26 protein-coding genes and 1 tRNA gene are annotated in these 26,544 nt (G+C 66.1%); 15 read left to right on the plus strand and 12 right to left on the minus strand.

Features of this window, described 5'->3' with window-relative positions; all coding sequences use genetic code 11:
* Window positions 1–47: 47 nt before the first annotated feature.
* The 4 genes from IEW01_RS13050 to IEW01_RS13065 form a co-directional block, all read right to left on the minus strand.
* The gene (locus IEW01_RS13050; RefSeq protein ID WP_188528391.1) at window positions 48–1,394 is read right to left on the minus strand and encodes a pyruvate dehydrogenase complex dihydrolipoamide acetyltransferase; all 1,347 of its coding nucleotides are present in this window, start codon (window positions 1,392–1,394) and stop codon (window positions 48–50) included.
* Between the two features lie 13 nt (window positions 1,395–1,407).
* Window positions 1,408–2,799 (minus strand): pyruvate dehydrogenase complex E1 component subunit beta, encoded by a 1,392-nt coding sequence (locus IEW01_RS13055; RefSeq protein WP_188528393.1) that lies wholly within the window; start codon window positions 2,797–2,799, stop codon window positions 1,408–1,410.
* Window positions 2,800–2,818: 19 nt separating this feature from the next.
* Window positions 2,819–3,808: a pyruvate dehydrogenase (acetyl-transferring) E1 component subunit alpha gene (gene pdhA / locus IEW01_RS13060; protein WP_188528395.1), complete on the minus strand. Its 990-nt coding sequence runs from the start codon at window positions 3,806–3,808 to the stop codon at window positions 2,819–2,821.
* A gap of 153 nt (window positions 3,809–3,961) precedes the next feature.
* Entirely contained in the window at window positions 3,962–4,675 is a 714-nt protein-coding gene (locus IEW01_RS13065) for a nitroreductase family protein (RefSeq protein WP_188528397.1), read from the minus strand.
* Between the two features lie 348 nt (window positions 4,676–5,023).
* On the opposite strand from IEW01_RS13065, the gene IEW01_RS13070 reads away from it, so the two are divergent.
* Window positions 5,024–5,500: an MmcB family DNA repair protein gene (locus IEW01_RS13070; RefSeq protein WP_188528399.1), complete on the plus strand. Its 477-nt coding sequence runs from the start codon at window positions 5,024–5,026 to the stop codon at window positions 5,498–5,500.
* Here IEW01_RS13070 and IEW01_RS13075 read toward each other — a convergent pair.
* Window positions 5,454–5,675 (minus strand): DUF6324 family protein, encoded by a 222-nt coding sequence (locus tag IEW01_RS13075; RefSeq protein WP_188528401.1) that lies wholly within the window; start codon window positions 5,673–5,675, stop codon window positions 5,454–5,456. The genes IEW01_RS13070 and IEW01_RS13075 overlap by 47 nt on opposite strands.
* A 105-nt stretch (window positions 5,676–5,780) precedes the next feature.
* Here IEW01_RS13075 and IEW01_RS13080 point away from each other — a divergent pair.
* Window positions 5,781–5,857, plus strand: a tRNA-His gene (locus IEW01_RS13080).
* A 79-nt stretch (window positions 5,858–5,936) separates the two neighbouring features.
* On the opposite strand, the gene IEW01_RS13085 is transcribed toward IEW01_RS13080, so the two are convergent.
* Both IEW01_RS13085 and IEW01_RS13090 read right to left on the minus strand, forming a co-directional pair.
* The gene (locus tag IEW01_RS13085) at window positions 5,937–7,193 is read right to left on the minus strand and encodes a M24 family metallopeptidase (RefSeq protein ID WP_188528403.1); all 1,257 of its coding nucleotides are present in this window, start codon (window positions 7,191–7,193) and stop codon (window positions 5,937–5,939) included.
* A 71-nt stretch (window positions 7,194–7,264) separates the two neighbouring features.
* Window positions 7,265–7,519 carry a hypothetical protein gene (locus tag IEW01_RS13090; protein ID WP_188528406.1) on the minus strand — a complete coding sequence of 85 codons (255 nt, stop codon included), beginning with the start codon at window positions 7,517–7,519 and terminating at the stop codon, window positions 7,265–7,267.
* Between the two features lie 202 nt (window positions 7,520–7,721).
* Here IEW01_RS13090 and IEW01_RS13095 point away from each other — a divergent pair, with 202 nt between their 5' ends.
* Window positions 7,722–8,423 (plus strand): tetratricopeptide repeat protein, encoded by a 702-nt coding sequence (locus IEW01_RS13095; protein WP_308418952.1) that lies wholly within the window; start codon window positions 7,722–7,724, stop codon window positions 8,421–8,423.
* A 366-nt stretch (window positions 8,424–8,789) separates the two neighbouring features.
* Here the strand turns inward: IEW01_RS13095 and IEW01_RS13100 are convergent, their stop codons facing one another.
* Both IEW01_RS13100 and eutB read right to left on the minus strand, forming a co-directional pair.
* On the minus strand, window positions 8,790–9,776 hold the full coding sequence (locus IEW01_RS13100; protein WP_188528407.1) for a cyclodeaminase: 987 nt from the start codon (window positions 9,774–9,776) through the stop codon (window positions 8,790–8,792).
* On the minus strand, window positions 9,766–10,770 hold the full coding sequence (gene eutB / locus IEW01_RS13105) for a hydroxyectoine utilization dehydratase EutB (protein WP_188528761.1): 1,005 nt from the start codon (window positions 10,768–10,770) through the stop codon (window positions 9,766–9,768). The genes IEW01_RS13100 and eutB overlap by 11 nt, the downstream gene beginning before the upstream one ends.
* 227 nt (window positions 10,771–10,997) lie before the next feature.
* Between eutB and IEW01_RS13110 the strand changes: the two genes are divergently transcribed.
* Window positions 10,998–12,182 (plus strand): M24 family metallopeptidase, encoded by a 1,185-nt coding sequence (locus IEW01_RS13110; RefSeq protein WP_188528410.1) that lies wholly within the window; start codon window positions 10,998–11,000, stop codon window positions 12,180–12,182.
* 55 nt (window positions 12,183–12,237) lie between these two features.
* Here the strand turns inward: IEW01_RS13110 and IEW01_RS13115 are convergent, their stop codons facing one another.
* Window positions 12,238–12,546 (minus strand): DUF6476 family protein, encoded by a 309-nt coding sequence (locus IEW01_RS13115; protein WP_188528412.1) that lies wholly within the window; start codon window positions 12,544–12,546, stop codon window positions 12,238–12,240.
* Between IEW01_RS13115 and IEW01_RS13120 the strand changes: the two genes are divergently transcribed.
* From IEW01_RS13120 to IEW01_RS13145, 6 genes are all read left to right on the plus strand, one after another.
* Window positions 12,545–13,579 (plus strand): RluA family pseudouridine synthase, encoded by a 1,035-nt coding sequence (locus tag IEW01_RS13120; RefSeq protein WP_188528414.1) that lies wholly within the window; start codon window positions 12,545–12,547, stop codon window positions 13,577–13,579. The genes IEW01_RS13115 and IEW01_RS13120 overlap by 2 nt on opposite strands.
* Window positions 13,580–13,726: 147 nt before the next feature.
* Window positions 13,727–14,623: an RNA polymerase sigma factor RpoH gene (rpoH, locus tag IEW01_RS13125; RefSeq protein WP_188528416.1), complete on the plus strand. Its 897-nt coding sequence runs from the start codon at window positions 13,727–13,729 to the stop codon at window positions 14,621–14,623.
* 72 nt (window positions 14,624–14,695) lie between these two features.
* Entirely contained in the window at window positions 14,696–15,694 is a 999-nt protein-coding gene (locus IEW01_RS13130) for a Gfo/Idh/MocA family protein (RefSeq protein WP_188528418.1), read from the plus strand.
* 68 nt (window positions 15,695–15,762) lie between these two features.
* Window positions 15,763–16,209 (plus strand): baeRF12 domain-containing protein, encoded by a 447-nt coding sequence (locus IEW01_RS13135; RefSeq protein WP_188528420.1) that lies wholly within the window; start codon window positions 15,763–15,765, stop codon window positions 16,207–16,209.
* 17 nt (window positions 16,210–16,226) lie between these two features.
* On the plus strand, window positions 16,227–16,598 hold the full coding sequence (locus IEW01_RS13140; protein WP_188528422.1) for a DUF4389 domain-containing protein: 372 nt from the start codon (window positions 16,227–16,229) through the stop codon (window positions 16,596–16,598).
* Window positions 16,599–16,616: 18 nt separating this feature from the next.
* On the plus strand, window positions 16,617–16,886 hold the full coding sequence (locus IEW01_RS13145; protein WP_188528424.1) for a DksA/TraR family C4-type zinc finger protein: 270 nt from the start codon (window positions 16,617–16,619) through the stop codon (window positions 16,884–16,886).
* Window positions 16,887–16,947: 61 nt separating this feature from the next.
* Here IEW01_RS13145 and IEW01_RS13150 read toward each other — a convergent pair whose 3' ends face one another.
* Window positions 16,948–18,783 (minus strand): M3 family oligoendopeptidase, encoded by a 1,836-nt coding sequence (locus IEW01_RS13150; protein WP_188528426.1) that lies wholly within the window; start codon window positions 18,781–18,783, stop codon window positions 16,948–16,950.
* 315 nt (window positions 18,784–19,098) lie between these two features.
* Here IEW01_RS13150 and IEW01_RS13155 point away from each other — a divergent pair, with 315 nt between their 5' ends.
* The 5 genes from IEW01_RS13155 to IEW01_RS13175 all read left to right on the plus strand — a co-directional run bounded on the left by IEW01_RS13155 (window position 19,099) and on the right by IEW01_RS13175 (window position 25,863).
* Window positions 19,099–20,778 carry a TadE/TadG family type IV pilus assembly protein gene (locus IEW01_RS13155; protein ID WP_188528428.1) on the plus strand — a complete coding sequence of 560 codons (1,680 nt, stop codon included), beginning with the start codon at window positions 19,099–19,101 and terminating at the stop codon, window positions 20,776–20,778.
* A 35-nt stretch (window positions 20,779–20,813) separates the two neighbouring features.
* Window positions 20,814–21,332 carry a TadE/TadG family type IV pilus assembly protein gene (locus tag IEW01_RS13160; RefSeq protein WP_188528430.1) on the plus strand — a complete coding sequence of 173 codons (519 nt, stop codon included), beginning with the start codon at window positions 20,814–20,816 and terminating at the stop codon, window positions 21,330–21,332.
* Window positions 21,333–21,339: 7 nt separating this feature from the next.
* Window positions 21,340–21,960 (plus strand): TadE/TadG family type IV pilus assembly protein, encoded by a 621-nt coding sequence (locus tag IEW01_RS13165; protein ID WP_229738252.1) that lies wholly within the window; start codon window positions 21,340–21,342, stop codon window positions 21,958–21,960.
* A gap of 100 nt (window positions 21,961–22,060) precedes the next feature.
* Complete coding sequence (locus IEW01_RS13170) at window positions 22,061–22,972, plus strand: pirin family protein (RefSeq protein ID WP_188528434.1); 912 nt, start codon at window positions 22,061–22,063, stop codon at window positions 22,970–22,972.
* A 545-nt stretch (window positions 22,973–23,517) separates the two neighbouring features.
* Window positions 23,518–25,863, plus strand: a complete 2,346-nt coding sequence (locus IEW01_RS13175) for a choice-of-anchor F family protein (RefSeq protein ID WP_188528436.1) — start codon at window positions 23,518–23,520, stop codon at window positions 25,861–25,863.
* A 161-nt stretch (window positions 25,864–26,024) separates the two neighbouring features.
* Here IEW01_RS13175 and IEW01_RS13180 read toward each other — a convergent pair whose 3' ends face one another.
* Window positions 26,025–26,444: a hypothetical protein gene (locus tag IEW01_RS13180; RefSeq protein ID WP_188528438.1), complete on the minus strand. Its 420-nt coding sequence runs from the start codon at window positions 26,442–26,444 to the stop codon at window positions 26,025–26,027.
* Between the last annotated feature and the right edge of the window lie 100 nt (window positions 26,445–26,544).

Raw genomic sequence — 26,544 nt, forward strand, 5'->3', positions numbered from 1 at the left:
AGCCCCGGCCGCGAGGCCGGGGCTCGTTTTCCTTCGCGGCGCCCGGGTCAGGCGAGCATGGTCAGCGGGTTTTCGAGGTTGTCCTTGATCGCCGCGAGAAGCTCGGCACCGAGCGCCCCGTCGATCACCCTGTGATCGACCGAGAGCGTCACGCTCATCACCGTCGCGACGCCGATATCGCCATCTTCCTTGACCACGGGCTTCTTCACCCCCGCGCCGATCGCGAGGATCGCGCCATGCGGCGGGTTGATGACGGCATCGAAATTCTCGATGCCATACATGCCGAGGTTGGAGATCGCGAAGGACCCGCCGATGTATTCGTGCGGCGCGAGCTTGCGGTCGCGCGCCCGGGTGGCGAGGTCTTTCATCTCGGCCGACAGCGCCGACAGGCTCTTTTGCTCGGCATCCTTGATCACGGGCGTGAACAAGCCGCCATCCACCGCCACGGCCACCGCCACGTCGGAGGGCGTCAGCTTCAGGATCCGGTCGCCGGCCCAGACCGCGTTGGCCATCGGCACCTGTTGCAGCGCCAGCGCGCAAGCCTTGATGATGAAATCGTTGACCGAGAGCTTCACGCCGCGCGCCTCGAGCTTGGCGTTGAGCTGGCCGCGGAAGGCGAGCAACTCGTCGATCAGGATGTCGCGGCGCAGGTAGAAATGCGGGATCGTCTGCTTGGCCTCGGTGAGGCGGACGGCCACCGTCTTGCGCATGCCGTCGAGCTTGACCTCCTCGTAGTCGCGGCCCTCGTACATCTTGATGACCTGCGCGGCATCGGGGCCGGCGGGCATTGCCGACGGCGTCGGCTTCGCGGCAGCGGGCGCTTCTTCCTTCGCCGGGCGGGCGCTTGGCGTCGCGGCTTCCACGTCGGCCTTCACGATCCGCCCGCGCGGCCCGGACCCTTTCAGATCGGCCAGGTCGAGCCCCTTGTCGGCGGCGATCCGGCGCGCCAGCGGCGAGGCGAAGATGCGCGCGCCGCTGTCGTCTTTCGGCGCGGCCGGGGCGGCGCTGGCAGCGGGCCTGGCCTCGGTCTTGTTGGCTTTGCCTTCGTCTTCGGCCTTGTCGTCTTTTTCCTCGGCTTCGGACGTGTCGTCCTTCTCCTCGGGTTTCGGCTCTGCCTTTGCCGCCGGGGCCTCGATGTCGTCGGCGCTTTCGCCTTCCTCGACCAGAACCGCGATCGGGGTGTTGACCTTCACCCCCTCGCTGCCCTCGGCCACGAGGATCTTGCCGACGATACCCTCGTCGGCCGCCTCGAATTCCATCGTCGCCTTGTCGGTCTCGATCTCGGCGATGAGGTCGCCCGCGGACACGGTGTCGCCCTCCTTGACGAGCCATTTCGCCAGCGTGCCTTCCTCCATCGTGGGGGAGAGCGCGGGCATCAGGATTTCGGTCGCCATCTCGTCCTCCTCCTCAGCGGTAGGTTACTTGTTTCACGGCCTCGAGCACTTCCTCGACCGAGGTGAGCGCGTGTTTTTCGAGGTTCGCCGCGTAGGGCATCGGCACGTCCTTGCCGGTGACGTTGATCACCGGGGCGTCGAGCCAGTCGAAGGCCTCCTGCATCAGCACCGCCGAGATATGGTTGCCGATCGAGCCGACCGGCCAGCCCTCCTCCACGGTGACGCAGCGGTTGGTTTTCTTCACGCTCTTGATCACCGCGGCGGTGTCCATCGGCCGCAGGGTGCGCAGGTCGATCACCTCGGCGCTCACGCCGTCTTCGGCCAGCTTCTCGGCCGCCTTCAGGGTGTATTCCATGCCGATCCCGAAGCTCACCAGCGTCACGTCGTTGCCCTCGCGCCAGATCCGCGCCTTGCCGAAGGGGATGGCGTAATCGTCAAGCTCGGGCACTTCGAAGGAATGGCCGTAAAGCAGTTCGTTTTCGAGGAAGATCACCGGGGTATCGCCCCGGATCGCTGTCTTGAGCAGGCCCTTGGCGTCGGCCGCCGAGTAGGGCATGGCGACGTGCAGACCCGGAATGTGGGCATACCACGCGGCATAATCCTGGCTGTGCTGCGCGGCGACGCGCGCGGCGGCCCCGGAAGCGCCGCGAAACACCACCGGCACGCTCATCTGCCCGCCCGACATGTAGCGCGTCTTGGCGGCGGTGTTGATGATCTGGTCCATCGCCTGCATCGCGAAGTTGAAGGTCATGAACTCGACGATCGGGCGCAAGCCTCCCATCGCCGCGCCGGTGGCGAGGCCGGTAAAGCCGTGCTCGGTGATCGGCGTATCGACCACCCGCTTGGGGCCGAACTCGTCGAGCAACCCTTGCGAGACCTTATAGGCACCTTGGTATTCAGCCACCTCCTCGCCCATCAGGAACACGTTCTCGTCGGCGCGCATTTCCTCGGCCATGGCATCGCGCAGCGCCTCGCGCACGGTCATCTCGCGCATCTTCGTGCCCTCGGGGATCTCCGGGTCGTCCGGCACGGAAGGCGCCGGGGCCTGGCCGCCGGGGCCGGCTTCGTCCGCCACCTTCGCGGGCGCCGGGTGGCCCGCGCCCTGTTCATGCGTGGAGGCGTGGGCCTTCTCGACCGAGGCCGCGGCCTCGTCGGCGCTTTCGCCTTCCTCGACCAGAACCGCGATCGGGGTGTTGACCTTCACCCCCTCGCTGCCCTCGGCCACGAGGATCTTGCCGACGATCCCCTCGTCGGCCGCCTCGAACTCCATCGTCGCCTTGTCGGTCTCGATCTCGGCGATCACGTCACCGGCGGAGACGCTGTCGCCTTCCTTGACGTTCCATTTCGCCAGCGTGCCCTCTTCCATCGTCGGGCTCAGCGCGGGCATGAGAATTTCGGTTGCCATGTCTGTGTCTTCCCTCGGATCAGGCGTAAATGTCGGTCCAGAGCTCGTCGAGCGCGGGCTCGGGGCTCTCGCGGGCGAACTCGGCGGCCTCGTTGACGACCGCCTTGATCTCCTTGTCGATCGCCTTCAGCTCGTCCTCGTCGGCGTGCTTGCCCTGCAGCAGCAGCTCGCGCACGTGCTCGATCGCGTCCTGCGTCTCGCGCACCTTCTGAACTTCCTCGCGGGTGCGATACTTCGCCGGGTCCGACATCGAGTGGCCACGGTAACGGTAGGTTTTCATCTCGAGGATGTAGGGGCCCTTGCCCGCGCGGGCGTGGGCAACCGCGCGTTCCCCCGCTTCCTTCACCGCGAGCACGTCCATCCCGTCGACCGCCTCGCCGGGGATGCCGAGGGCCTCGCCGCGGGTGAAGAACTCGGGCGTGGAGGAGGAGCGGCTCACCGAGGTGCCCATGGCGTACTGGTTGTTCTCGATCACGTAGATCACCGGCAGATCCCACAGAGAGGCCATGTTGAACGCCTCGTAGACCTGGCCCTGGTTCACCGCGCCATCGCCGAAATAGGTGAAGGTGACGCGGCCGTTCTCGTTGTACTTGTCGGCGAAGGCGAGGCCGGTGCCGATCGGCACCTGCGCCGCGACGATGCCGTGGCCGCCGTAGAAGTGCTTCTCGACCGAGAACATGTGCATCGAGCCGCCCTTGCCCTTGGAATAGCCGCCCTCGCGCCCGGTCAGTTCGGCCATCACGCCCTTCGGGTCCATCCCGGCGGCCAGCATGTGGCCGTGATCGCGGTAGGAGGTGACGCGCTTGTCACCCTCTTCCGCCGCGGCCTCGAGCCCGACCACGACGGCCTCCTGGCCGATGTAGAGGTGGCAGAACCCGCCGATCAGGCCCATGCCGTAGAGCTGGCCGGCCTTCTCCTCGAATCGCCGGATCAGCAGCATCTCGCGGTAGTGATGCAGCAGATCTTCCTTGGATGTGTTTGATTTTTTTCTGCTTTTGGCGGTGGCCATCGGCATCCTCCTCACCGGCACGTGAATTGGTTTAATGTTAAACTATTAATTACACGAAATCGCCGCCGGATGCGAGGGGGTTTTGCCGGGCGCGGCATCGCGGCGGTGCGCAGCCGAAACCTTGCGGGCCGTGATGCGCCCCGGCCGGGGGTGTCAGTCCGCCCGCGCCGGCGCGCCCTCGTGGACGGCGAGAATCTCGTCCAGCGGCTTTTTCAGCTTCGCCACCGCCGGCACGGTGGCATGATCCGCCGGGTGCCCGACGGCGAGGATCATCACCGGCTTTTCCGAGGCCGGACGCCCGAGCACGCCGTTGAGAAAGCGCATCGGGTTCGGTGTGTGGGTGAGGCAGGCCAGCCCGGCCTGGTGCAGCGCCGCGATCAGGAAGCCGGTGGCGATCCCGACACTCTCGGGCACGTAGTAGTTCTTGAACCGGGTGCCATCGTCGAACGCGCCCCAGCGCTGGGCGAAGATCACGATCAGCCAGGGCGCGATCTCGAGGTGGGGTTTGGCGGCGTCGGTGCCGAGCGGTTCGAGCGCTTTCAGCCACTCGTCACCCGCCGCGCCATCGTAGAACCGCTTTTCCTCTTCTTCCGCCTCGGCGCGGATGCGCGCCTTGAGCGCCGGGTCCGAGATCGCGGCGAAGAACCACGGCTGGTGGTTGGCCCCCGAGGGCGCGCGCCCGGCGGTGGCGACGGCCGTCTCGATCACCGCGCGCGGCACCGGGCGGGGCGAGAAATCGCGCACCGAATGGCGCTTCTTCATGTGCTCGAAAAACGCCTCGACCCGCGCGCGCATCTCGTCGTCCGACAGCGCGAAGCGGTCGGGTAGGGGGAGTGGCTCGTGGGGCAGGTTCTTGCGAGAAAACATCGCGCCTCCGGGATGATCCCCGGAAGGCTAGAATGTGGCGGGACCGCGCGCAACCGTGGAGGCAACTAAATTCCCGAGAGCCTGCATGTACAGGTGGGCGCCAGGTAACCGAACCAGGGTCCGGACAGAGCCAGCTCCCTCGAGAGTCTTTAAGGCCACTGGAATTGGACCTCGTCACGAGAAGGGCAGACCGCCAATCCGCTATCTAGGCGTGATGAAGCCGGTCCGCAAGCCGCCGCCTCTTGAGTTCAGGAATGCCTCGGGGGCTGCCCCCCACTCCGGCGCGGGTGGTGAATCCCGCCGCGGGGCGCTCTGGACAAATGTTCACGACTTGTTCATGTTCACCCCATGCAGGACCAGACCCTCCAGCCCGGCCAGATCCTCGCCCGCGGCGTCGCGCGCCACCTGCGCCAGCACGATTTCGTCTCGATCGAGGAATTCGTGCCCGTGCGCGGCCTCAGGATCGACGTTTTCGCGCTCGGGCCGGGCGGCGAGTTCTGGGTGATCGAATGCAAATCCTCGCGCGCCGATTACGCCGCGGATTCGAAATGGCATGGCTACCTGGAATGGTGCGACCGCTATTTCTGGGCGGTCGACGCGGCCTTCCCGAGCGAGCTTCTGCCCGCCGAGACCGGGCTGATCATCGCCGACGGCTTCGATGCCGAGATCGTCCGCATGGGGCCGGAGACTCGGCTTGCGCCGGCCCGGCGCAAGAAGCTCCTGCAGAAGTTCGCCCGCGATGCGGCGCGCCGGTTGCAGGGGTGGCGCGATCCCGGGGTCAGCGTCCTTTCGGACCCTTCTTCGCCGAGCCGCCCTTCGCGATGACGCGCGCCTGCTGGGCGGCCGCTCGGATCTCCTCGGCGATTTCCTCGGCTTCCTCGGGGTCGAAATCCATCGGCAGGTCGATGCCGGTGCCCTCGACGTAGATCCGCACCATCCCGAGGCTGGTGGGGCCGATCTGTAGGTTCGCGCTGATATCGCTTTCGCTGTCGATGCCCATGCCGGCCTCCCTGTCGCTCCCAGCGAGGGTTACGCGCGGGGCGTGCGATTTTCAAGACCGCACCTCTTGCAAAGCCCGTATCGCGGCGGTAAATGCGAGCGGCGTGCCGCCTTAGCTCAGTTGGTTAGAGCGCTGGATTGTGGATCCAGAGGTCCCCCGTTCGAGCCGGGGAGGCGGTACCACCACCCCCCAAAAATGTCGGTCTGGTCGAAACGGCTCGTGAGATCCGCTTCGGCGGCGCGGCGTGGTGGCGTGCCGCACCTATTCGAGCAGCGCGTCCTCGAACGGAAACCGCGACAGCAGCTCGACGCCCGTCTCGGTGATCAGGACCTGCTGTTCGAGCTTGACCCCTTCCGCGCCGCCCGCCTCGCCGATGAAGCTTTCGACGCAGAGGGTCATGCCCGGAAGGATCTCGCCGTCATAGCCGGCGTCGGGGAAGTCGCCCCGGTGGTATAGATAGGGATATTCCCCGGTCATCCCGCAGCCATGGGCCGAGAGGTAATAGCGGTGCACGTGGTATTTTTCGGGGATGTCCCAGGCCGCGTCGGCATAGTCGCGGAAGGACATGCCCGGGCGCAGGATGCCCATGTTATGATGCACCTGTTCATGCGCGATCCGGTACATCTCGCGCTGCAGCGGCGTCGGCTTGCCCGGCCCGGCGTGAAACGTGCGTGAGAAATCCGAATAATAGCCGTGGCAGCCGACGACATCGGTGTCGAGCGCGATCAGCTCGTTCTCGCCGATGAGCTTGTCGCCGGTTTCCTGGAACCACGGATTCGTGCGGGTGCCCGAGTTGAGCAGGCGGGTTTCGACGTAATCGCCGTTCTGCGCGATGATCGACCGATGCAGGACCGACCACAGTTCGGCCTCCGTCAGTCCGGGCCGGATCGCGGCGCGCAATTCGGCCACGCCGCGTTCGGTCGCCCGCAGCGAGGCGTTGACGCATTTCATCTCCTCCGCCGACTTGATCGCGCGGGCCATCTCGACTGGCTCCTGCGCGTCGACGAGGTGGATGCCGGCGTCCGAAAGCGCCAGCGCCGTGCCGCCGTTCATCCGCTCGATCCCGACCTTCGGACGGTTGCCGACGAGGCCGCGCAGGGTTGCCGCCATGTCGTTCGCCCACCGGCGCTCCCGGTCGGCGATGTCGGGGCCGGCGGCGACGAAGCTCGCGGTGACGGCCGGGCGCACCTCGTCGATGGTCTCGAGGCCCTCGGCCAGGTGCAAGGCGCCGGTGAATTCGTAAAGGATTGCGCGGTCCGCCGTCATCACCAGGTAGCGCGCGGGGCCGTTGCGCATCGAGAAAACCTGCATGTTGCGCGCGCCGGTGGCGTAGCGGATGTTGACCGGGTCCATCAGGATGACCGCATCTATCCCGCGTCTGGCCATTTCCGCGCGCACGCGGCCCTGGCGCCAGGCCCGCACCGCGGCAAGATCAATGTCCGCGTCCTCGGGGCTGCGGTCGAACTGGACGAGGCCGGCAAGATCGCCGCGGTCGGCGTGCCAATCGAGCTGGGTCATGTCGGGCATCCTTGAATGGCCGGTCTTGCGGCAAGGTTACAGGAAGGCCGGGCCGCGGGAAACGCCGGAAATCACCCCGGGTCGGCGCCCCGCATCGCGGCGACGAGTCCCGGGCAGGCGGCTTCGAGCGTGGCGATGTCGAGCCGACGGCCGGCGAGATCGACCGCCGTCAGCCGGTCGCCCTCGGCGAGCAGCACCGCCGCCGGTGTCTTGCCGAACCGGCCCGTCACGCCCCCCGGCCAGGCGCTCACCTCGCGGACGCGCTCGCAGAGCACGGCGATCCGGATGGGGCCACGGATGCGGGGTGGGTCGAGGTGCAGGGTCATGTCGGCCTCACGAAAACGGCCCAGGCCAGCCGGATGAAGGGGCCGAGCAGCGCGACCGGCACCAGGTGCAGCGCAAGTTCGCCCCGGCGCGCCGTCAACGCCCGCCAGACAACCTGAATGGACCGCGCACGTGGCGGTACTGGAAACAGGCGGGGGCACGCGATAGGGTTTGAGGGCCGATCGCGACTGTAAGGGAAAGCCCATGATGAAATCCATCCGCTGCGCCGTTGTCGCGCTGATGATCATGCCCGCAATCACTGCGGCGCAGGACTTCGATGTTGGCCTAGAAGCTGCAAGAGCTGGTGATTATGCTACCGCGCTGCGTGAGTGGAGGCCGCTTGCTGAGCAGGGCTATGCGGTGGCACAATATAACCTTGGGTACATGTACCGCAACGGTCAAGGCGTACCACAAGACTACGCCGAAGCCATAAAATGGTATCGCTTAGCCGCCGAGCAGGGCGATACCGACGCGCAGTACAACCTTGGGAACATGTACCGCAACGGCCAAGGCGTACCGCAGGACTACACCGAGGCAGTGAAATGGTATCGCTTGGCCGCCGAGAACGGAGAAGCATGGGCTCAGTACAATCTCGGTGTCAGTTACTTTTCGGGTCAAGGCGTGCCGCAGGACTATGCCGAGGCAGTGAAGTGGTATCGCTTGGCCGCCGAGCAAGGCGAGGCTGTCGCACAACGCAACGTCGGGGTCATGTACTACAACGGCCAAGGCGTGCAGCAGGACTACGTCATTGCTCACATGTGGTTGAATGTCGCCGCAGCAAATGGCGCTGAGAACGCGCGGGCGGGCCGCGACCTTGCCGCAAGCGAGATGACCTCCGAAGCCATAGCCGAAGCCCAAAAGCGCGCCCGGGTGTGTATGGAGTCAAACTATCGGGACTGCGACTAGGGCACCGGCGGTACGGTTTCGCGGGAACCGGGCGCGACCGAAGCCGGCTTCACGGTGCGCGTGACCCAAGGCAAGGGGTGGTGTGGTTGCCAAAGACCGGCGCCGATGGTCGTCACGCAAGCGACAAAAGGTGGAAAATCAGGTGGATACAGGAAACCTGATGCACGTCTTGCTCAGGGAGGCCCGCGAAGAGGCCGACCGACGGCGCGCGGATCAGCCGGGATGCCGCCACGGCCGATCACGCGCCCGAGACCATCGCGCGCGAAACCTTCGAGGCGCGCAAGGCGGAGTTCACGCGCCACGCCCGCGCCCAAGGCAAGTATCAGCAGCGCCAACAGGATCCCGCCGACGCCGGGCGGCGCGTCGTCAGGCGTGGATGATCGTGCCCGCGCTGCCCAGTATCCTGGCCACGTGGGTGGCGATCGCGGTATCCTGCGCGCCGGTGCCGGTGAGGTCGCAGATGGTGATATCGGCGGGCGAGCGGCGGCCGGGTTTCGCGCCTGTGACGATCTCGCCCAGTTCCGGCGGGGTGACGCCCGCGAACAGCCCCGCCGCCCGCGCCGCTTCCAGTTCGCCCGACACCTCGCACTGGCTCACCCGGTCGCAGACGTAGAGATCGGCGGCCAGAAGCGCCTGCGGGGCGATCTCGTTCTTGCCCGCCTGGTCCGAACCCATTGCGGTGATGTGCAATTCGGGATGCAGCCAGTCGGCCTCGATGACCGGTTCGCGCGCGGGCGTCGTGGTGACGACGAGTTGCGAGCGGCGCACCAGCGCCGCCGGGTCGGTCGTGACCTCGACCTCGACACCGAGCCGCGCCTGAAGATCGGCGGCGCAGGCGGCGGCCTTGCCGGGATCGCGCCCGTGCACCAGCACCCGGGCGAAGGGGCGCACCAGATGCGCCGCCTCGATCTGCAGCCGCGCCTGCACCCCGGTGCCGATCACGCCCGCCGTCGTCACCTCCTCCGGCGCGAGGTGGCGCGCGGCCACCGCGCCGGCGGCGGCGGTTCTGAGGTCGGTGAGGTAGCCGTTGTCGAGAAACACCGCCTCGACCAGCCCGGTCCTGGCCGAGAACAGGATCATCAGCCCGTTGAGCGAGGGCAGGCCGATCTTCGGATTGTCGAAGAACCCGGGCGAGACCTTGATCGCGAAACCGTCGAAGCCGGGGATGTAGGCGGTCTTGACGTCGACCTCGCCGTTGGCCTCGGCCAGTTCCATCGACAGGATCGGCGGCATCACCACCTTGCCCGAGGCGAGCGCCGCGAAGGCCCGTTCGATCACGTCGACGGTGGTGAGATCAAGCCCCACGGCCGCGCGCAATTGGTCCTCCGTCACGATGCGGATGTCATGTGCCATGGGGTTTTCCTTTAAGCAGCCGGTCGCCCAGTGTCACGTCCTGCCCGGTCACGATCCGGGTGAAACGGTCCATGTCGAGATTGCGCCCGGTGATGATCGTCGCGGCGGGGCCGGTGAGCGCCAGCTTGCCCGACAGAATGGCGGCGAGGCCCACCACGCTCGCGCCCTCGGCAACGAGACAGTCTTCGAAATAGAGCGCCTGCATCGCGTCGCGGATCTCCTCTTCGGTGACGAGCACCACCTCGTCGAGCAGGTCGCGGCAGAGGGTGAAGGTGAGCCGGTTGTCCAGCCCGATCCCGCCGCCGAGAGAATCGGCAAGGCTTTCGACTTCTTCCACCTCCACCGGACGCCCGGCCGCCAGCGACGCCCGCATCGCGGCCCCCCGGTCCATCGAGATGCCGACAACCCGGATCCCGGGCTTGATCGCCTTGGCCGCCAGTGCCACGCCGGCCGCCAGCCCGCCGCCGGACAGTGGCACAAGGAGCGTTTCGAGGTCGGGCCGGGCTTCGAGCAACTCCAGCCCGATCGTGCCTTGCCCGGCGATCACCCTTGGGTCGTCGAACGGCGGGATCTCCACCAGCCCCTCGGCCTCGACAAGCCGGCGGGCCTCGATCTGGGCCTCGTCCTGGGAGCCGCCGCCGATCTGACACTCCGCCCCGAGCGCGCGGATACCGTCGACCTTCGCCTGCGGCACGAGCCGCGACATGCAGACCACCGCGCGCATCCCGCGGAGCGCCGCGGCATAGGCCACGCCGCGGCCGTGGTTGCCGGTGGAGCAGCAGGTTACCCCGGCAACGCCGTCGGGCAGGCTCATCACCGCGTTCAGCGCGCCCCTGAGCTTGAACGCCCCGATCGGCTGGGCCAGTTCGAGCTTGAGAAGGAAATCCTGCCCCGACCGCATCGACATGTAGGGCGACGGCACAAGCGGCGTGGCGTCGGCCCGCCCGCGCAGCACCGCCCGTGCCGCGAGGATGTCGGCCAGCGTCGGGCTCACCCCCACATGCCCAGGTCAGGGGCCGGGACCGCCGTTCTCATCGCCATTCCTCCCGCACAGAATCGGATTGACGGAGGCCGCGCCACTCCGCCAATGTCGTTCACATCACCACGACGCGGTTTTGCAGGGCAAGGAAAAATCTTGTTTTGCGGGGGTTCAAGCGCCGGCGCGGCGGGGTTTCGAGAAAACCTTTGCGCCTGAGCCGTGCGGCGCCCCCGGAGGACTTATTGGACAGCTTTCGTGCCCCGTTCAGCGCGTCCGAGTATGCGCGCCGCCTCGAAGCCGCGCGCGCGGCCATGGCCCTCGCCGGGCTCGACGCCCTCGTCGTCACCGACCCCTCCAACATCGCCTGGCTCACCGGCTACGACGGCTGGTCGTTCTACACCCACCAGGCGGTGATCCTCGATCACGCGGAAGATCCGATCTGGTGGGGCCGGATGCAGGATACCAACGGCGCGCGGCGCACCGTCTGGATGGGGGCCGACAGGATCCTCGGCTACGCCGACCATTTCGTGCAATCCACCACCTGCCACCCGATGCAGGAACTGGCGCGCCACCTCGTGGAACGGGGCTTTGCGACCGGCCGGGTCGGGGTGGAGAAAGAGAACTACTACTATTCCGCCAAGGCCCATGAGGTTCTGGGGGTCAGCCTGCCCGACGCGCGGCTTGCCGACGCCACGGCGCTGGTCAACCGGTGCCGGGCGGTGAAATCGGATGAAGAACTCGGCCTCATGCGCAAGGCCGCGGCGATCTCCGATCACGTGATCCGCACGGCCATCGAGGCGGCCGTGCCGGGGCTGCGCAAGAACGCGCTCGTGGCCGAGATCTATTCCGCGATGATCACCGGCGTCGGCGAGGATTGGGGCGATTACCCGGCCATCGTGCCGATGCTGCCCTCGGGCCCCGACGCCGCCGCGCCGCACCTGACGTGGAACGGCGATCGGTTGAAGGCGGGCGAGGGGACCTTCTTCGAGATTTCCGGCGCGTATCGCCGCTACCACGCGCCGCTCTGCCGCACCGTCTTCCTCGGCCGCCCGCCGCAGGACATGCTCGACGCCCACGCCGCGCTGCTGGAGGGGCTCGAAGCCGGGCTCGATGTCGCCCGCGCCGGCAACCGCGCCTGCGATATCGCCAACGCGCTGGGCCGGGCGCTCGAGAAGGCGGGGATCGAGCGCTCGGCGCGCTGCGGCTACCCGATCGGCCTGAGCTACCCGCCCGACTGGGGCGAGCGCACGATCAGCCTGCGCACGTCCGACGACACGATCCTGGAGCCCGGCATGAGTTTTCATTTCATGCCCGGGCTCTGGGTGGACGACTGGGGCATCGAGACCACCGAGTCCCTCGTGATCCGCGAAGATGGTCCCCCCGAGGTGCTCGGCACCGTCCCGCGCCAATTGTTCGTGAAGGACTGAGCTATATGCCGGGCGCGCCGGGCTGGTTGCGGTGCGGGCCATGCGCCCCGCGACGCTACTCGGCCGGTGCTACGGTGATTTCCTGCCGCAAGGTGGTGCCGTCCAGCCCGTAGATCAGGATCCGCCCGTCGGTGGTGACGACGCCGAGCCAATCCGGCCCCCGGGTGATCGCGCTGGCCTCGGTGCCCGCGGGCAGGGCGATGGTTTCCGGCAGCGGCACGGTGCCCGCCGCGTTGAAGCGCATGACAACCACGCTCACAAGCACTATGAAGCCGGCGATCATCGTCACCGTCAGCGTGGTGACCAACCATTTCAGATAGCGCACCAGCGGTGCCTGTCCTTCGGGGATCGGAGCCTCGTCCATGCCTGTGCCTTCCCTCGTTCGGGTGACCATCGCGGAAAACCCGCCTGCGCGTCTTGATAAGGCGCTGGCGCGCGATGTGCCAGAGGCGGCGGCGCTCAGCCGGTCGCGGCTGGCGCGGCTCATCGCCGATGGCGCGGTGCGGCGCGACGGCGCTGCGGTCACCGATGCCAAGGCGCGAGTGGCGGCGGGCGAGGTATTCGAGATCACCGTGCCGGTGGCGGAGGAGAGCCATATCGGCGGCGAGGAGATCGCGCTCGACATCGTCCATGAAGATGCGTCCCTGATCGTCGTCAACAAGCCGGCGGGCATGGTGGTGCACCCCGCGCCGGGCAGCCCCGGCGGCACGCTGGTCAACGCCCTGATCGCCCATTGCGGCGAGAGCCTTTCGGGCGTCGGCGGCGAGAAGCGCCCCGGCGTGGTGCACCGGATCGACAAGGACACCAGCGGGCTGCTCGTCGTCGCCAAGACCGACGCCGCCCACCACGGTCTGGCCGCGCAGTTCGAGCGCCACAGCGTCGAGCGGCATTACCGCGCGGTGGTGCATGGCGTGCCCGACCGGGGCGATCCGCGCCTCAAGGGGGTGCGCGGGGTGAGCTTCGAGCCCGGCGGCGTGGTCAAGATCACCACCCAGCTCGCCCGCCACAAGACCGACCGGCAGCGCCAGGCGGTGGTCTGGTCGGGCGGGCGGCACGCGGTGACGCGGGCGCGGGTGGAGGAAACCTTCGGCAGCCCCGGCGCGGCGGCGCTCGTCGATTGCTGGCTCGAAACCGGCCGCACGCACCAGATCCGGGTGCACATGGCCCACGTCGGCCACGGGCTGATCGGTGATCCGGTCTACGGCGGGCGGCGTAAACTGTCACACAAGGCGCTGGGCGAGGCGGCGGTGGAGACGGCGCGCAGCTTTCCGCGCCAGGCCCTGCACGCGGCGACGCTCGGCTTCGTTCACCCCGAGACGGGCGAGGCGCTGCGCTTCGAGGCGGCGCTGCCGGACGACATGGCGGCGCTGATTGAAACACTGCGCAATTCGGCGTGATCCCCCTGTCGGGGCGACGGAAAAAGGTTCATACTTCGTTCAAGTTCCTGGGGCAAAAGAGCGGTGCTCTTGACGCACGCTAACATGACCCCATATTAATGTTAAGCCTCGCAACATTGAGGCGGACGAGGGAGACCGGGAGATAACATGAGCAACTACAAGAATTTGCCGGCACCCACCCCGGAAGGGGGGCTCAACCGGTATTTGCAGGAAATTCGCAAGTTCCCGATGCTGGAGCCGGAGCAGGAATACATGCTGGCCAAGCGCTGGGTCGACCATGAGGATTCCGGCGCGGCGCACCAGTTGGTCACCAGCCACCTGCGCCTCGCGGCCAAGATCGCGATGGGCTATCGCGGCTACGGTTTGCCGCAGGCCGAGGTGATCTCGGAGGCGAACGTGGGCCTGATGCAGGCGGTCAAGCGGTTCGATCCCGAGCGCGGCTTCCGGCTCGCGACCTACGCGATGTGGTGGATCCGCGCCTCGATCCAGGAATATATCCTGCGCTCGTGGAGCTTGGTGAAACTGGGCACGACCAGCGCGCAGAAGAAGTTGTTCTTCAACCTGCGCAAAGCCAAGGCCCGGATCGGCGCGCTCGAGGAGGGCGATCTGCGGCCCGAGAACGTGGCCCAGATCGCCAATGACCTCAACGTCACCGAGGCCGAGGTGATCTCGATGAACCGGCGGATGTCGGGCGGCGACGCCTCGCTCAACGCCACGATCTCGGCCGACGGCGATTCGACGATGCAGTGGCAGGACTGGCTCGAGGACGAAGACGCCGACCAGGCCACCGATTACGAGCAGCGCGACGAGCTCGAAACCCGCCGCGCCCTGCTCGCCGAGGCGATGGGCGTGCTCAACGACCGCGAGAAAGACATTCTCACCCAACGCCGGCTCTCCGACGCGACGGTGACGCTGGAAGACCTCAGCGCGCAATACGGCGTCAGCCGCGAGCGCATTCGCCAGATCGAGGTGCGCGCCTTCGAGAAGCTGCAAAAGAAGATGCAGAGCCTCGCCGCCGAGAAGGGATTGCTCGAAAGCGCCTGACCCTTGCGCAAGTGATTGAAGCCGAACCCGCCGGGGCCTATGCTCGGGCGGGTTTTGTTTTGGGAGGCACCAATGGCTGATGCGCTGCGCTGGGGAATTCTGGGAGCGGCCAACTTTGCCGCGGGACACATGGGGCCGGCGATCCACGCCGCCGCCGGCAACAAACTGGTGGCGCTGGCGACATCGAACGCCTCCAAGGCCGCGCCGTTCGAGGCCTTCTGCCCCGGACTCGACGTTTTTCTCGATTACGACGCGATGCTGGAATGGGACGCGATCGACGCGGTCTATATCCCGCTGCCCAACCACATGCACGTGGAGTGGACGAAGAAGGCGCTCGCGGCGGGCAAACACGTGCTCACCGAGAAGCCCATCGCCATGGTTTCCAGCGAAATCGACGAGCTGATCGCCTTGCGTGACCAGACCGGGCTGCTGGTGGCCGAGGCCTTCATGATCGTGCATCACCCGCAGTGGCAACGCGTGCGCGAGATCATCGCCAGCGGCGAGATCGGCCGGGTGGCGCATGTCGATACCGCGTTCTCCTATGATAACCGCGAGGATACCGACAATATCCGCAACCGCCCCGAAACCGGCGGCGGCGGCATCCGCGACATCGGGGTCTACACCTATTCCTCGGTGCGTTTCGCCACCGGGGCCGAGCCGGTGGCGCTGTCGGCCCGGCTCAAGCGCGAGAACGGTGTCGACACCTGGGCGCAGGTGGTCGGCGAGATGGAGGGCCCCGGCGGGCGCTTCACCTATTCGGCGATGACCTCGATGCGCCTGCCGCCGCGCCAGGAGGTGGTGTTCCAGGGCGATCTGGGTTCGATCACCGTCAGCGCGCCGTTCAACGCCGGCGTCTTCGGCGAGGCGCAGGTGGCGGTGCGCGACCTCGACGGCACCATCCGCACCGAGCGCTGGCCGACCGAGAACCAGTATGTCCGGCAAGTGGAAAACTTCGCCCGCAGCGTGCGTGAGGGCGCGCCTTACCCGTGCCCGCTGGAGTTTTCCAAGGGCACGCAAGCGATGATCGACATGGTCTTCGCCAATGCGACCGAGATTGCCGGCCCGGGCTGACCGGCATCAAGGCGTGGCTTGAAGCGGGGGTGTAAAGTTCCCACCTATCCCGATGAAAGGGGAGCGTCATGAAACCGATCAAAACGCTGGTTCTGCTTGCCAACGATGGCCGTGCCCGGCTGTTCGAAAACGCCGGGGTGGGCAAGGGCTTGACCGAGCTGGAAGACATGTCGGCCGAGATGGTGGTGGGTGATGGGGTCGAGTTTGCCGACCGTCCGGGGCGCAACAGCGCCGCGCCGGGCATGGGGCAGCACGCCTTCGACACCGCCGAGGCCGAGCATGACCAGGCCCAGGACGCCTTCGTGAAAACCGTGCTGGGCGAGACCGAAGCGCGCTTCGCCGAGGGCGGCTATGACCGCTTCGTGATGGTGGCGGCACCGTCGACGCTGGGGGTGCTGCGCGCGGAAATGACCGCGACGCTCAAGGATGCGCTCGCGCTCGATGTCGACAAGGATTATCTCAAACTCAAGCCCGCCGAGGTGGTGGACCGCCTCGCGGATCATATCGTCCTTTAACCGTGATGGAGGGTCAGATGGCCCAGAAGCCTTCGAAAAAACCGAAAGACGAAAAAGACGACGCCGAGCCCACCGTGCTCGAAGAGCCCGGGCGGACGCCGGAGAGCGACGAGATCGACTGGGGCGAAGACGAGAACAATGTCTGGCTGAGGGGGCTTTGGATGCTCCTCTTCGCAGTGTTCTTCGCGCTCGCCGAGGCGCTCCTGTGGTTGCTGGCGGTGGTGCAGTTCTTCTGGATGCTGTTCGCCAAGTCCCGCAACAAGCCGATCGCCGATTTCGGCGAGGACTTGGCCGATTGGGTCGAGCGGATCACCCGGTTTCAGACCGGCGGCAGCGAAGACAAGCCCTTCCCCTTCGCCAAGTGGGGCAAGGCGGACAAGGCAGACTGAACGCGCGAGGATATTTCGATGGCCGGAGGATGGACACGCGACGGCGCGGTGAGCGAACAGATCGAGGCCTCGATCAGCGAGGAACTCGAACGCCTGCGCGCGCGGCGCGGCCCCACCGGCGAAAGCGCGCTTGAATGTGTCGAGTGCGGCGAGCCGATCCCCGAGGCGCGCCGCACCGCGCTGCCCGGCGTCAAGCTGTGCATCGACTGCCAGCAGGAGCGCGACTCAGCCTTCAAGTCCCGCCCCGGCATCAACCGGCGCGGCTCGAAGGACAGCCAGCTCAAGTAGACCGGCCCGCGCAAGGCCAGGTCCACCCGGCTTTGAAACCGGGTGGACCGCGTTGCGCGGATCAGTCTTCCATCGCCTCCAGCTCGTCGATCATGCCCGAGATCATCGACAGCCCCTTGTCCCAGAACTTCGGGTCGCTGGCGTCGAGGCCGAAGGGGGCGAGCAGCGCCTTGTGGTGCTTCGAGCCGCCGGCCTTCAGCATCTCGAAATACTTGGCCTGGAAATCGGCGTCTCCCTCTTCGTAGACGGCGTAGAGCGCGTTCACCAACCCGTCGCCGAAGGCATAGGCGTAGACGTAGAACGGCGAGTGCACGAAGTGGGGCACGTAGGCCCAGAAGGTCTCGTATCCGTCCATGAAATTGAACGCCGGCCCGAGGCTCTCGGCCTGAACGCTCATCCACAGCGCGTTGATGTCGTCGGGGGTGAGTTCGCCACCACGCCGCGCCGCGTGCAGCTTGCACTCGAAATCGTAGAAGGCGATCTGGCGCACCACGGTGTTGATCATGTCCTCGACCTTGCCGGCGAGCAGAACCTTGCGCTGGGCGTCGTCCTTCGCTGTGGCCAGCAGCTTGCGGAAGGTGAGCATCTCGCCGAAGACCGAAGCCGTTTCGGCCAGCGTCAGGGGTGTCTGGCTCAACAACTCGCCCTGGCCCGCCGCGAGCACCTGGTGCACGCCGTGGCCAAGCTCGTGGGCGAGCGTCATCACGTCGCGCGGTTTGCCGAGGTAGTTCAGCATCACGTAGGGGTGCACGTCGGTGACGGTGGGATGGGCGAAGGCGCCGGGGGCCTTGCCGGGCTTCACGCCCGCGTCGATCCAGCCCTTGTCGAAGAACGGCGCGGCGAGGCTGGCCATCTCCGGGTCGAACCCGGCGTAGGCGTCGAGCACGGTGTCGCGGGCCTCGTCCCAGCCGATCAGCCGGGTTTCATCCATCGGCAGGGGGGCGTTGCGGTCCCAGACCTCGAGCACGTCGAGCCCCAGCCACTTGCGCTTGAGCTCGTAATAGCGGTGCGAGAGCCGCGGGTAGGCGGCCACGACCGCGTCGCGCAGGGCCTCGACCACTTCCGGCTCGACATGGTTGGCAAGGTGGCGCCCGGTCTGCGGCGTGGGCATCTTGCGCCAGCGATCCTCGATCTCCTTCTCCTTGGCCAGCGTGTTGTGGACGCGGGAGAAGAGTTTGACGTTTTCGCCGAAGACGCGGGCCAGCTCGCGCGCCGCCGCCTCGCGCTTGCCGCGGTCCTGCTCGGTGAGCAGATTCAGCGTGGCTTCGAGCGACATCTCCTCCTCGCCCTCGGGGGTGAAGGTCAGGCCGGCGATGGTTTCATCGAAAAGCTTGTTCCAGGAGGCGGCGCCGACCGAGGATTGATCGTGCAGAAACTTTTCCAGCTCGTCGGACAACTGGTAGGGCCGCATCGCCCGCAGCCTCTCGAACACCGGCCGGTAGCGCGCCAGATCGGCGTTCGCGGCGATCAGCGCATCCAGCGTCTCATCGGGAAGGCGGTTGAGCTCGAGTGTGAAAAAGACAAGCGGATTTGTATAATCCGTGACTTTTTCCTGCAGGTTTTGCAGGAATTGTGCACGTTCCGGGTCTGTCGTGAGTTGGTAGTAGCGCAGGCCCGCGTAGCTCATCAGCCGCCCGGCGACGAGGTCGATCTCTTCGTAGGCGCGCACGCAGCCGAGCAGCCCTTCGCTGTCGAGTTCGGCCAGCTTGCCCTCGTAGCGCGCGGCGAAGGCCTTGCAGGCCTCCTCGACGCGGGCGAGGTCGCGGGCCACTTCGGGCGCGTCGGGCGCGGTGTAGAGGTCGGTCAGATCCCACTCGGGCAGATCGCCGAAGGCGCCGGGCGCTGCGGCCTCGGCGTTGGCGTCGCAGACGGGGAAGGGAAGGGAAGGGGCGCGCATGTCATCTCCTCTTGATCGCATCGTCCAGACATAGGGGCGCCGGCGGCGGGCCTCAATCCCCAGTGGAGGGCCCGATGGGCCGGGCGCGTCGAAATGGCAGGAAAATCTTAACACCTTGCGCAAAAGCAAGGCGGATTGTCCGCGCCGCTGGGGCAATCGTGCGCTGGCCGGGCGGCCGTCGGCCTGGCCGCGCCAATCCGCCACAAAAACCCCGATTTTGCCTCAATTCGGCCACGCTGATCGCGTTCAAAAGGGTCGGATTATCAGGCGCGGAAACCCGAGCGCCGCTCGGCTGTGCAGAAAAGAGAGGCCGACATGGACCGGCTCGACAAAATTCAGACCCAGGCCCCCACGCCCCGACAGACGGCGCGCGCGCGGTTCCTGCGCTCGGAAGACGGCTCGTTCATCATCTTCGGGTTGATCATCTTCGTGTTGATCCTCACCGTGGGCGGGATGGCCGTCGATTTCATGCGCTACGAGGCGCAGCGCGCGCGGCTGCAAAGCACGCTCGACCGCGCCGTGCTGGCGGCGGCCAGCCTCGAGCAGGAACTCGACGCGCGCGACGTCGTGCTCGACTATTTCAACAAGGCCGGGCTCGGCGCGCATATTTCCCGCGATGATATCGCGGTGACCGAACGCCCGCACTCCCGGCGGGTCGAGGCGAGCGCTTCGATGAAGGTCAATTCGACCTTCCTCAACTTCGCCGGCATTTCCGAACTGACCGCCCCGGCATCGGGCGCGGCGGAAGAGGCGACCTCGCTGACCGAAATCTCGCTGGTGGTGGACGTGTCGGGCTCGATGGGGTGGAACTCCTCCTCCGGCCGGACCCGGATCGAGGAACTCCGCCGCGCGGCGAAAAAATTCGTCAACATCGTGATCTGCGATCCGTCGCGGCCCGACGCGACGACCGATTGCGTCGTCGAGCCGGACACGGTCACCGTCTCGATCGTGCCCTATGCCGAGCAGGCGCTGGTCGGCGAGGGGATCCTGTCGAAGTTCAACGTGACCGACGAGCACACCTATTCGTCCTGCGTGACCTTCGCCAGCGATGATTTCAACAGCACCGCGATCACGCCGGACACGCCGTTGCAGCGCACCGGGCATTTCGATCCCTGGCGCGGGTCGAGCAGCACCCCGCGCGACTGGACCTGCGCCACCGATTCCTGGCGCGCCTTCACGCCGGTGAATGGCAATCTCGCTGAGCTGCACGACCGGATCGACGCGCTCGGCGCCTCGGGCAACACCTCGATCGACGTAGGCGCCAAGTGGGGCGTGGCCCTGCTGAACCCGGCGATGCAGCCGATCACCGAGGGTCTGGTAGCGGACAACATCGTCGCAGAGGTTTTCGAAGACCGCCCGATGCCGCCCACGCGCCGCGGGTTGCAGAAACTCATGGTTCTGATGACCGATGGCGAGAACACCGGCCAGCATTACCTTCATGACGGGTTCCGCGAGGGCCCCTCGCCGGTATATCGCGACATCAGGAGCGATGGCACGCTCGGCAACAAGTACTCCGTGCACTACCTCTACAACGGAACCGACTGGTATTACTGGGATCACGACGGCAGCTGGCAGGATCATCCCTACGGCACCGGCACCTACGAGGAATGTGTCTGGAAATACAGCTGGCAGACCGGGTATTATCAGGACTGCAACGAGGTTGACGAGGGCAACGGCGCCCAGCAGCTCGACTATGTCGACCTGTGGCGGTGGAAGACCTGGTCCTGGTACGAGCGGTTCTCCTGGTTGCCCGAGCAAGGTTCCTATCACGGCCGCAACGTGAAGGATGCGCGGCTGGCCTCGATCTGCGACGCCGCGAAGGCCGAAGGCATCACGATCTACACCATCGGTTTCGAAGCGCCGAGCGCCGGCCGCACCGCCTTGCGCAACTGCGCCTCGAGCCCGGCGCACTACTTCGACGCGAACGGCCTCAACCTGGCGGATGCCTTCTCGGCCATCGCCCGCGAGATCGCCAAGCTCAGGCTCATCAACTAGGGATCATGACCATGCTCAGGGCAGGAGCAGAAATAATGAAAAGCCTGAAAAAGGCGTTCAAACGGGAAGACGGATCGGCGACGATCGAGTTCGTCATCCTGTTCCCGGCGATCCTCACGCTGTTCTTCTCGGCGTTCGAGGTGTCGATCTACCTGACCCGCTCGGTGATGCTCGAGCGCGCCGTCGATCTCAACGTGCGGCTGCTCAGGCTCGGCACGCTGGAGCCGGCCACGCAGGACGAGCTGAAAAGGCGCATCTGCGAGGATACGCTGATCTTCCGCGATTGCCCGAACGCGATCATGGTGGAGCTGCGCGAGATCTCGACCGATAGCTGGCAAATGCCCGATACCGGGCTGGTCTGCGTCGATCGCGAGGAAGAGGTGCAGCCGGCGGTGACGTTCAACTTCGGCCGGCGCAACGAGGTGATGCTGGTGCGCGCCTGCGCCGTGCTCAACCCGTTCTTCGGCACCACCCCCTTCGTGATGGACCTGCCGCGCGATCCCTCGGGCGGGCACATGATTACCGCTGTCTCCACCTTCGTGAACGAGCCTTGAGGAGGACATGATGCGCACCCTCGCCACCTTCTCCGCCTCTCTCGTCTCCCGCATCCCCGGCCCGTTGCGCCGCTTCGCCGCGCGCGACGATGCGAGCCTGTCGGTCGAGGCGGTGCTGATCCTGCCGCTCCTGCTGTGGAGCTTCCTCGCGGTCTATTCCTTCTTCGATGTCTACCGCATCAAGGCGCTGGCGCTGAAGGCGAATTACGCGATCTCCGACGTGCTTTCGCGCGAGACCAACGTGATCGACATGAATTACATCATCGGCGCCGAGCGGCTCTACGAATACCTCACCCGCTCCGACGACGGCGCATGGCTGCGCGTCACGGTCGTGCATTGCACCGCCGATTGCGGCGAGAGTTACCGGGTGCTGGAGCGCGACTGGTCGCGCGCCACCGACAACCTCGAGACCTATTCGAACGACGACATCATGGCGAAGCTGGAGCCGATCATCCCCTGGGTCGCGGCCGGCGAGCGGGTGATCATCGTGGAAACCGCGATGCAATACCAGCCGCCGTTCTCGCAGGCGCTCACCGGGGTCGGGCCGCGGATCCTGACCGACGTGGTGATGACCCGGCCGCGTTTCGCCCCTCAGCTGTGCTTCGACGGCGTGGGCTGCGGCGTCTGATCCCTGTGCATCCGCGCACAAGCCATGCGCCGCTGCTCACCATCGCGACGATTGCCCGGCGGATGCCGCGCGCCTACCTTGGGGGCAAAGGAGGCGCATCATGTCTGTCCGACCCATCGTTTCGACCAATTCCGCAACGCCCACGCTCGAAGGCGCCGGCGTGAAGCTTCACCGAGCCTTCGGCTTCCACGAGCCCGAGGCCTATGATCCGTTCCTGCTGTTCGACGATTTCCGTGGCGAAACCCCGGATGACTACATCCGCGGCTTCCCGTGGCACCCGCACCGGGGGATCGAAACCATCACCTACGTCCTCGCGGGCGAGGTCGAGCACGGCGACAGCCTTGGCAACCGGGGCACCCTCGGTGCCGGCGACGTGCAGTGGATGACGGCCGGCTCCGGCATCATGCACCAGGAGATGCCCAGCGGAAACACGCGCGGGCAGATGCATGGTTTCCAGCTCTGGGCCAACCTGCCGTCCAGCCTGAAGATGACCACGCCGCGCTACCAGGACATCAAGGGGAGCGATATCCCCGTCGTCGTCGATGACGATGGCACCGCGGTGCGGGTGATTGTGGGCGCGTTCTGGGGCCAGAGCGGCCCGGTCGACGGCATCGCCGCCGATCCGCAATACCTCGATATCTCCGTGCCCGCCGGGCGCAGGAAGACCTTTAAGGTCGACACCTACAAGCGCACCTTCGCCTATGTTTTCGAAGGCGCCGCCGCCTTCGCCGACGCCAGCCGGCCCGAGGGGGTGCTGCTGGAGAAGGAGGTGATGGGCGAGGAGGTCAACATCCGCGACATGTCGGGCAACCGCACCGTCGTCCGTTTCGGCACCGGTGACGAGATCACCGTGCAGGCCGGCCCGGAGGGCGTGCGCTTTCTGCTCGTCTCGGGCGCCCCGATCCGCGAGCCGGTGGCCTGGCACGGGCCGATCGTTATGAACACGCGCCAGGAGATCATGGCGGCGGTGAACGAACTGCGCAACGGCACCTTCATCAGGCCCGCGCACTGAAATCTCCCCCAGGGTGACCAACCCCCGCACAGGGCCGCGCCAGCCGCGGCCCTGTTGCGTTCGGCTCCCCGCCGGATCCCGGTTTGCCCGCAGTCTCGATCTTGTCGACAGCCGAGCCGGGCACGCTGGCCGTACCGGCCTGATTCTCTGCCTTGGTCACCGGCGATGGTATCCTTTCGACGGGGAGGCGAGGCGGTCTCGTTGATCGGCATTCGGGACAGGGTGGTCCAACCGGCGGCCATTGTTGCAATACGATCACAACCGTCGCGAATTCCGCAGCTTTTATATGCGGAATTCCGAATACTCGCTGGCGGCACTGGCACGGTGGATATCGTTAGTGATACGATAGTCGCAAATGAGCAATGTGGTTTCACTCGGGTCACAATCATCTCGAAAGGTTCACGAGAAAAGATCACTCCTCAGGGCGTCCAGACGACGCCGGGGGCATCGCGCCGCGTGCCGGGTCGAACCCGCTGAGGTGGTGTCTCCAGTCTGACAGGAATTACGGGGAGCGGCGTTTCAGCCGCAGGGAAATGGAGAATAAAATGTCGCGTGGTGTGAACAAAAAACTCGCAACGGCTGCGCCGATCGCTATGATCGCTGCGCTCGGGGCGCCCGCCTTCGGCGGGTTGCTGGATGACGACGTCCTGATCGAGACTTCGGGGGACGGCATCGTCTACGTGGACACGACAGAAGGCGTCGTCGAGCCCGGCATGAAGGCGGTGACCTTCACCTCTACGCGGGTGCCCGGACCAAACCCGCCGAAGTGGCTTTATCTCGATCCGTTCGAGAACATCGTTACCGACTACACCACGATTGGCAGCCGCGGTGAAACCACCAACTGCATCATGGCCAGCAACGAGAATTTCTGCGACTCGGCACCGGCTTCGGGCAAGCGTATCAAGACGCACCTCTACGGCCCCGGCCCGTTCGACGCGCTTCTGAGCACCACGCCAAGCACGGACTACCCGTTGGTGGATTACTTCACCTTCGGCAAGATTTCGAACTTCACAGCGGCGCGGATCACCGGCTTCACGATCGAACTCCTGGATGCCGACGGCAACCCGATGAGCGACCGGGCGGCGGCGGAAGCCGTGTTGTTCAACCTCGATCCCACGCTCCACGAGTCGCTCGCGCCGACGATCCATGTGGTTCACGGCCTGTTCGGCAACGGTGGACAGGAGGCCGCTACCGGCTTCTTCTCCGGCGATGACGCCAGTTTCGACCTCACCGCGTCGTCCGACGTGCTGGACCTTGGGTCGATCCTGATGACCGAAGACTCGGATGGAGACGGCTCGATCGACACGGTCTATGCCGACAACTTCGGCACCGCGATGCTCAATGACGCGAACGCGCCTGACGGCGTATTCTGGGACGAAACCCCCAACGTCGCGGGGGATGAAGATGCCCTGCTGACGTGGTACCACGTCGGCAACGATACGTGGTATTATGGCAACCTCGGCACGGCCGATACTCCAGCCAACGCCGCCGCACTCGACGCAAGGCTCGCCGCCATCGCGGCGGATCTCGGCGTGACCGTTCCCGACCTGGGCTACACCGCCGGCGGCGATCCCGTGCCCGCCGCGATCGTTGACGCAATGGAAGGTGACGAGTTGTTCTCCGTCGGCAAGATCGAAGACCTGCGCAACGCCAACCTCAACTACACGATCACCGTCGGCAACGTCGAGGAAGGCCAGTTCACCGTTCGCATCGCGCCGCGCTTCGCGCCCATCGTGGAGCTTACCGACACGCTCTACCAGTTCGGCGTGGCGGGTGCGCTCGATGCGGCCAACATCCCCTACCTCGGCGCTGACCCGACTTACATTGCGGATATCGCAACGCTTGAGGGCCTGCCGGTGGCCGACGCCCAGCTCTACCTCGAGCGGCTTGGCTACAGCTTCCTCGGCGCGCAGCGCAATATCGGCTACGAGATGGCCAGCCAGTCCATCGGCAACATCCTGTTCGGCTCGTCGCTGGCCAACGGCAGCGCCTACGGCGCATCGTTCGGCACGATGTCGTCGAAGAACGGCGAGATCGTCGATGCCGGCGCGAACTGGGCGATGGCCGGATCGCTCGAAGGTTTCGTGGCGGTTGCGGGCAGCATGGGGTCTGTCGCCGACACGCCCAACTCGATCGGCTACGACTTCAACGGCTACACTGCCACCGCCGGTCTCAGCACCATGCTGTTGAACGACAATGTCGAAGCCGGCGTGGCGTTCAGCTTCGGCAAGACCGACGCCACGATCAACGACAACCGCGGCAGCCTCTCGCAGCAGAGCTTCGGCGGCGCGGTGTTCGGCCGCGGCGCGTTCGACAATGGCGTGAAGCTGAACGGTGTGATCGGCTACCAGATGGGCGACATCGAAAGCATCCGCAACATCGATACCCCGGTCTTCACCGGCACCGCGACCGGCACGAACCCGGCCTCCGACCTGTTCTTGGCGGTTTCGGGTGAGTGGATGGCCTCGATGGGCAGCTTCCAGGTCGGCCCGATGGCCTCGCTCGAATACCATCACATCTCGACGGATGGCTTCACCGAAACCGGTGCCGGCCTCTACAACGTCACGATGGACGGTTTCACCAGCGATGTGTTCACCGGCAACCTCGGGCTGAAAGGCAGCGTCGATCTTTCCGACAGCTTCTCCATCTTCGGCCACGCGGCCTACGCGATGATGAGCAGCGATGATCTCGCCGTTCCGTTCCAGTTCGGTTCCGTTCTCAACGGCACCACCTTCGTCGATGGCGCCTCGGCCAACTGGTTCGATATCGGCGCCGGTGCGAAAGCGAAGATCGGCGAGGCGGGCAGCCTCGCGCTGGAATACCGCGGCGCACTGTTCAGCAACGATTATAGCCGCCACACGGTGCGCGCCTCCTTCGAAGTGACCTTCTGAGGCCACGCACCCGGGCCCGTCGGCCAAAGTGAAAACATGAATGCGCGAGGGGGTCCTCGCGCATTCTTTTTTTTGCTCCGTGTGAAACGCGCCGGATCGCGGGCGATCAGGTCACGCGGTGATGCCGCATGCCCCTGAACCGGCGCCTGGCCTGGGTGTCGTCACTTGCCGCGACGGGATGTGCCGCCCCCAGCCTTGCCGCCTTTGCCTTTTGCGCCCTTGCCGCCAGCCGATGCGCCGGCTTTGGCGGTGCCGCCGGCGGTGCGGGGCGAGAAGCCCTTGGCGCCGGAGTTGGTGCCCGCGTCGAGCTTCATCTCGCCGCGCATTTCGTCCTGACCGGGTGTGCCGACGCTCTTGAGCTGATTATCGTCATGGTTCTTGGACAGGAGAACATCGCCCTCCGAGGCCCAGGGGTTGTTATGGGCTGCAAGGGACGGGGTGCCCAGGAAAGCGAGGGCTGCGAAGGCTGCAACAAGGGTTCGTGTCTTGTGGTTTTTCATTCTCGTCTGTTCTCCTGCTCGATCTGACGGTTTGCGGCGCATGGCCTCAGTGATCGCCAAATCACCTTGAAATTCGGGCATGAATGTGACGGCACGACGCGTCGTACCGAGACAAACTGTCGCAGGCTAAAAGACAGGGAAACGCGTCGCGCCAGAACGCGGGATCGTCCGGCTTCGCCGC

This window comes from Sinisalibacter lacisalsi (assembly GCF_014640115.1).
GTDB lineage: Bacteria > Pseudomonadota > Alphaproteobacteria > Rhodobacterales > Rhodobacteraceae > Sinisalibacter > Sinisalibacter lacisalsi.

What these genes read in the sequence shown, in the direction of transcription:
- IEW01_RS13070 (WP_188528399.1), top strand. Translation starts at nt 5,024, where the DNA reads ATGCAGGACCAGACCCTCCAGCCCGGCCAGATCCTCGCCCGCGGCGTC.
- rpoH (WP_188528416.1), top strand. Translation starts at nt 13,727, where the DNA reads ATGAGCAACTACAAGAATTTGCCGGCACCCACCCCGGAAGGGGGGCTC.
- IEW01_RS13180 (WP_188528438.1), bottom strand. Translation starts at nt 26,444, where the DNA reads ATGCCCGAATTTCAAGGTGATTTGGCGATCACTGAGGCCATGCGCCGC.
- pdhA (WP_188528395.1), bottom strand. Translation starts at nt 3,808, where the DNA reads ATGGCCACCGCCAAAAGCAGAAAAAAATCAAACACATCCAAGGAAGAT.
- IEW01_RS13055 (WP_188528393.1), bottom strand. Translation starts at nt 2,799, where the DNA reads ATGGCAACCGAAATTCTCATGCCCGCGCTGAGCCCGACGATGGAAGAG.
- IEW01_RS13165 (WP_229738252.1), top strand. Translation starts at nt 21,340, where the DNA reads ATGATGCGCACCCTCGCCACCTTCTCCGCCTCTCTCGTCTCCCGCATC.
- IEW01_RS13075 (WP_188528401.1), bottom strand. Translation starts at nt 5,675, where the DNA reads ATGGGCATCGACAGCGAAAGCGATATCAGCGCGAACCTACAGATCGGC.
- IEW01_RS13085 (WP_188528403.1), bottom strand. Translation starts at nt 7,193, where the DNA reads ATGACCCAGCTCGATTGGCACGCCGACCGCGGCGATCTTGCCGGCCTC.
- IEW01_RS13150 (WP_188528426.1), bottom strand. Translation starts at nt 18,783, where the DNA reads ATGCGCGCCCCTTCCCTTCCCTTCCCCGTCTGCGACGCCAACGCCGAG.
- IEW01_RS13155 (WP_188528428.1), top strand. Translation starts at nt 19,099, where the DNA reads ATGGACCGGCTCGACAAAATTCAGACCCAGGCCCCCACGCCCCGACAG.
- IEW01_RS13175 (WP_188528436.1), top strand. Translation starts at nt 23,518, where the DNA reads ATGTCGCGTGGTGTGAACAAAAAACTCGCAACGGCTGCGCCGATCGCT.
- IEW01_RS13100 (WP_188528407.1), bottom strand. Translation starts at nt 9,776, where the DNA reads ATGGCACATGACATCCGCATCGTGACGGAGGACCAATTGCGCGCGGCC.
- IEW01_RS13090 (WP_188528406.1), bottom strand. Translation starts at nt 7,519, where the DNA reads ATGACCCTGCACCTCGACCCACCCCGCATCCGTGGCCCCATCCGGATC.
- IEW01_RS13120 (WP_188528414.1), top strand. Translation starts at nt 12,545, where the DNA reads ATGCCTGTGCCTTCCCTCGTTCGGGTGACCATCGCGGAAAACCCGCCT.
- IEW01_RS13050 (WP_188528391.1), bottom strand. Translation starts at nt 1,394, where the DNA reads ATGGCGACCGAAATCCTGATGCCCGCGCTCTCCCCCACGATGGAGGAA.
- IEW01_RS13065 (WP_188528397.1), bottom strand. Translation starts at nt 4,675, where the DNA reads ATGTTTTCTCGCAAGAACCTGCCCCACGAGCCACTCCCCCTACCCGAC.
- IEW01_RS13145 (WP_188528424.1), top strand. Translation starts at nt 16,617, where the DNA reads ATGGCCGGAGGATGGACACGCGACGGCGCGGTGAGCGAACAGATCGAG.
- IEW01_RS13170 (WP_188528434.1), top strand. Translation starts at nt 22,061, where the DNA reads ATGTCTGTCCGACCCATCGTTTCGACCAATTCCGCAACGCCCACGCTC.
- IEW01_RS13115 (WP_188528412.1), bottom strand. Translation starts at nt 12,546, where the DNA reads ATGGACGAGGCTCCGATCCCCGAAGGACAGGCACCGCTGGTGCGCTAT.
- IEW01_RS13095 (WP_308418952.1), top strand. Translation starts at nt 7,722, where the DNA reads ATGATGAAATCCATCCGCTGCGCCGTTGTCGCGCTGATGATCATGCCC.
- IEW01_RS13130 (WP_188528418.1), top strand. Translation starts at nt 14,696, where the DNA reads ATGGCTGATGCGCTGCGCTGGGGAATTCTGGGAGCGGCCAACTTTGCC.
- IEW01_RS13140 (WP_188528422.1), top strand. Translation starts at nt 16,227, where the DNA reads ATGGCCCAGAAGCCTTCGAAAAAACCGAAAGACGAAAAAGACGACGCC.
- IEW01_RS13135 (WP_188528420.1), top strand. Translation starts at nt 15,763, where the DNA reads ATGAAACCGATCAAAACGCTGGTTCTGCTTGCCAACGATGGCCGTGCC.
- IEW01_RS13160 (WP_188528430.1), top strand. Translation starts at nt 20,814, where the DNA reads ATGAAAAGCCTGAAAAAGGCGTTCAAACGGGAAGACGGATCGGCGACG.